Genomic DNA, 5,019 nt, shown 5'->3' on the forward strand with positions numbered 1-5,019 from the left:
AGCTAAGCGACTTCCATATCTCACAGGGGGCAACCCCCAACTACTTCCGGCGTTCTAGGGCTTAACTTCTGTGTTCGGCATGGGTACAGGTGTATCTCCTAGGCTATCGTCACTTAACTCTGAGTAATACCTACTCAAAATTGAATATCTATTCAAACAAAGAAAACCGTTCGCTTTCATATTCTCAGTTACTTTGGATAAGTCCTCGAGCTATTAGTATTAGTCCGCTACATGTGTCGCCACACTTCCACTTCTAACCTATCTACCTGATCATCTCTCAGGGCTCTTACTGATATATAATCATGGGAAATCTCATCTTGAGGTGGGTTTCACACTTAGATGCTTTCAGCGTTTATCCCTTCCCTACATAGCTACCCAGCGATGCCTTTGGCAAGACAACTGGTACACCAGCGGTAAGTCCACTCTGGTCCTCTCGTACTAGGAGCAGATCCTCTCAAATTTCCTACGCCCGCGACGGATAGGGACCGAACTGTCTCACGACGTTCTGAACCCAGCTCGCGTGCCGCTTTAATGGGCGAACAGCCCAACCCTTGGGACCGACTACAGCCCCAGGATGCGACGAGCCGACATCGAGGTGCCAAACCTCCCCGTCGATGTGAACTCTTGGGGGAGATAAGCCTGTTATCCCCAGGGTAGCTTTTATCCGTTGAGCGATGGCCCTTCCATACGGAACCACCGGATCACTAAGCCCGACTTTCGTCCCTGCTCGAGTTGTAGCTCTCGCAGTCAAGCTCCCTTATACCTTTACACTCTGCGAATGATTTCCAACCATTCTGAGGGAACCTTTGGGCGCCTCCGTTACCTTTTAGGAGGCGACCGCCCCAGTCAAACTGCCCGTCAGACACTGTCTCCGATAGGGATCACCTATCCGGGTTAGAGTGGCCATAACACAAGGGTAGTATCCCAACATCGTCTCCTTCGAAACTGGCGTCCCGATCTCGTAGACTCCTACCTATCCTGTACATGTGGTACAGACACTCAATATCAAACTGCAGTAAAGCTCCATGGGGTCTTTCCGTCCTGTCGCGGGTAACCTGCATCTTCACAGGTACTAAAATTTCACCGAGTCTCTCGTTGAGACAGTGCCCAAATCATTACGCCTTTCGTGCGGGTCGGAACTTACCCGACAAGGAATTTCGCTACCTTAGGACCGTTATAGTTACGGCCGCCGTTTACTGGGGCTTCAATTCATACCTTCGCGTTACCGCTAAGCACTCCTCTTAACCTTCCAGCACCGGGCAGGCGTCACCCCCTATACATCATCTTACGATTTAGCAGAGAGCTGTGTTTTTGATAAACAGTTGCTTGGGCCTATTCACTGCGGCTGACTTAAAGTCAGCACCCCTTCTCCCGAAGTTACGGGGTCATTTTGCCGAGTTCCTTAACGAGAGTTCTCTCGCTCACCTGAGGCTACTCGCCTCGACTACCTGTGTCGGTTTGCGGTACGGGTAGAGTATGTTTAAACGCTAGAAGCTTTTCTTGGCAGTGTGACGTCACTAACTTCGCTACTAAACTTCGCTCCCCATCACAGCTCAATGTTACAGAACTAAGCATTTAACTCAGTTCACACCTCACTGCTTAGACAGACTCTTCCAATCGTCTGCTTTAGTTAGCCTACTGCGTCCCTCCATCACTACATACTCTAGTACAGGAATATCAACCTGTTGTCCATCGGATACACCTTTCGGTCTCTCCTTAGGTCCCGACTAACCCAGGGCGGACGAGCCTTCCCCTGGAAACCTTAGTCTTACGGTGGACAGGATTCTCACCTGTCTTTCGCTACTCATACCGGCATTCTCACTTCTATGCGTTCCAGCACTCCTCACGGTACACCTTCTTCACACATAGAACGCTCTCCTACCATACCTATAAAGGTATCCACAGCTTCGGTAAATTGTTTTAGCCCCGGTACATTTTCGGCGCAGGGTCACTCGACTAGTGAGCTATTACGCACTCTTTGAATGAATAGCTGCTTCTAAGCTAACATCCTAGTTGTCTGTGCAACCCCACATCCTTTTCCACTTAACAATTATTTTGGGACCTTAGCTGGTGGTCTGGGCTGTTTCCCTTTCGACTACGGATCTTAGCACTCGCAGTCTGACTGCCGACCATAATTCATTGGCATTCGGAGTTTATCTGAGATTGGTAATCCGGGATGGACCCCTCACCCAAACAGTGCTCTACCTCCAAGAATCTTAATATCGACGCTAGCCCTAAAGCTATTTCGGAGAGAACCAGCTATCTCCAAGTTCGTTTGGAATTTCTCCGCTACCCACAAGTCATCCAAGCACTTTTCAACGTGCCCTGGTTCGGTCCTCCAGTGCGTCTTACCGCACCTTCAACCTGCTCATGGGTAGGTCACATGGTTTCGGGTCTACGTCATGATACTAAGGCGCCCTATTCAGACTCGGTTTCCCTACGGCTCCGTCTCTTCAACTTAACCTCGCATCATAACGTAACTCGCCGGTTCATTCTACAAAAGGCACGCTCTCACCCATTAACGGGCTCGAACTTGTTGTAGGCACACGGTTTCAGGTTCTATTTCACTCCCCTCCCGGGGTGCTTTTCACCTTTCCCTCACGGTACTGGTTCACTATCGGTCACTAGGGAGTATTTAGGGTTGGGAGATGGTCCTCCCAGATTCCGACGGGATTTCGCGTGTCCCGCCGTACTCAGGATACTGCTAGGTACAAAGACTATTTTAAATACGAGGCTATTACTCTCTTTGGCTGATCTTCCCAAATCATTCTTCTATAATCTTTGAGTCCACATTGCAGTCCTACAACCCCGAAGAGTAAACTCTTCGGTTTGCCCTTCTGCCGTTTCGCTCGCCGCTACTAAGGCAATCGCTTTTGCTTTCTCTTCCTGCAGCTACTTAGATGTTTCAGTTCACTGCGTCTTCCTCCTCACATCCTTAACAGATATGGGTAACAGGTAGCACCTGTTGGGTTCCCCCATTCGGAAATCCCTGGATCATCGCTTACTTACAGCTACCCAAGGCATATCGTCGTTTGTCACGTCCTTCTTCGGCTCCTAGTGCCAAGGCATCCACCGTGCGCCCTTATTAACTTAACCTTATTTTCTGACCTTTCAGTCATAAACTCTTATTAATACTACAGCGTTTTCGGTTTATTTTCTTGTTACTATTTGATATAGATATTCAATTTTCAATGTGCATTACTTGGTGATCTCTCACCAATGGAGCCTAGCGGGATCGAACCGCTGACCTCCTGCGTGCAAAGCAGGCGCTCTCCCAGCTGAGCTAAGGCCCCACAAGACCTCTCAAGACTAAACAAGACCAATGCGCAGTTCCTTATCCTTAGAAAGGAGGTGATCCAGCCGCACCTTCCGATACGGCTACCTTGTTACGACTTCACCCCAATCATCTATCCCACCTTAGGCGGCTGGCTCCTTACGGTTACCTCACCGACTTCGGGTGTTACAAACTCTCGTGGTGTGACGGGCGGTGTGTACAAGGCCCGGGAACGTATTCACCGCGGCGTGCTGATCCGCGATTACTAGCGATTCCGACTTCATGTAGGCGAGTTGCAGCCTACAATCCGAACTGAGACTGGCTTTAAGAGATTAGCTTGCCGTCACCGGCTTGCGACTCGTTGTACCAGCCATTGTAGCACGTGTGTAGCCCAGGTCATAAGGGGCATGATGATTTGACGTCATCCCCACCTTCCTCCGGTTTATTACCGGCAGTCTCGCTAGAGTGCCCAACTCAATGATGGCAACTAACAATAGGGGTTGCGCTCGTTGCGGGACTTAACCCAACATCTCACGACACGAGCTGACGACAACCATGCACCACCTGTCACCTCTGTCCCGAAGGAAAGCTCTATCTCTAGAGCGGTCAGAGGGATGTCAAGACCTGGTAAGGTTCTTCGCGTTGCTTCGAATTAAACCACATGCTCCACCGCTTGTGCGGGCCCCCGTCAATTCCTTTGAGTTTCAACCTTGCGGTCGTACTCCCCAGGCGGAGTGCTTAATGCGTTAGCTACGGCACTAAACCCCGGAAAGGGTCTAACACCTAGCACTCATCGTTTACGGCGTGGACTACCAGGGTATCTAATCCTGTTTGCTCCCCACGCTTTCGAGCCTCAGCGTCAGTTACAAGCCAGAGAGCCGCTTTCGCCACCGGTGTTCCTCCATATATCTACGCATTTCACCGCTACACATGGAATTCCACTCTCCCCTCTTGCACTCAAGTTAAACAGTTTCCAAAGCGTACTATGGTTAAGCCACAGCCTTTAACTTCAGACTTATCTAACCGCCTGCGCTCGCTTTACGCCCAATAAATCCGGACAACGCTCGGGACCTACGTATTACCGCGGCTGCTGGCACGTAGTTAGCCGTCCCTTTCTGGTAAGATACCGTCACAGTGTGAACTTTCCACTCTCACACTCGTTCTTCTCTTACAACAGAGCTTTACGATCCGAAAACCTTCTTCACTCACGCGGCGTTGCTCGGTCAGACTTCCGTCCATTGCCGAAGATTCCCTACTGCTGCCTCCCGTAGGAGTCTGGGCCGTGTCTCAGTCCCAGTGTGGCCGATCACCCTCTCAGGTCGGCTATGTATCGTCGCCTTGGTGAGCCGTTACCCCACCAACTAGCTAATACAACGCAGGTCCATCTGGTAGTGATGCAATTGCACCTTTTAAGCAAATGTCATGCAACATCTACTCTTATGCGGTATTAGCTATCGTTTCCAATAGTTATCCCCCGCTACCAGGCAGGTTACCTACGCGTTACTCACCCGTTCGCAACTCATCCAGAAGAGCAAGCTCCTCCTTCAGCGTTCTACTTGCATGTATTAGGCACGCCGCCAGCGTTCGTCCTGAGCCAGGATCAAACTCTCATTAAAAGTTTGAGTTCTCACTCATTTCTGTCACTGACAGATTTATTGTTTTTTCATTGTTCAGTACTACAACAATTGTTGTAGTGCCCTGCACATTGGTTCGTCTTGTTCAGTTTTCAAAGGTCTTTGTCACTT

At 49.9% G+C, this 5,019-nt stretch carries 1 tRNA gene and 3 rRNA genes; all 4 read right to left on the reverse strand.

Annotated elements, in window-relative coordinates:
- Nucleotide 1: 1 nt before the first annotated feature.
- Nucleotides 2–117, reverse strand: a 5S ribosomal RNA gene (rrf, locus tag GEZ84_RS10490).
- Between the two features lie 76 nt (nt 118–193).
- A 23S ribosomal RNA gene (locus GEZ84_RS10495) occupies nt 194–3,096 on the reverse strand.
- Nucleotides 3,097–3,220: 124 nt separating this feature from the next.
- Nucleotides 3,221–3,293: transfer RNA gene (locus GEZ84_RS10500), tRNA-Ala, on the reverse strand.
- A gap of 51 nt (nt 3,294–3,344) precedes the next feature.
- A 16S ribosomal RNA gene (locus GEZ84_RS10505) occupies nt 3,345–4,890 on the reverse strand.
- Together the 16S, 23S and 5S rRNA genes with 1 tRNA gene alongside form the textbook arrangement of a ribosomal RNA operon.
- Between the last annotated feature and the right edge of the window lie 129 nt (nt 4,891–5,019).

Source organism: Streptococcus mitis (assembly GCF_009496155.1).
GTDB lineage: Bacteria > Bacillota > Bacilli > Lactobacillales > Streptococcaceae > Streptococcus > Streptococcus mitis_BQ.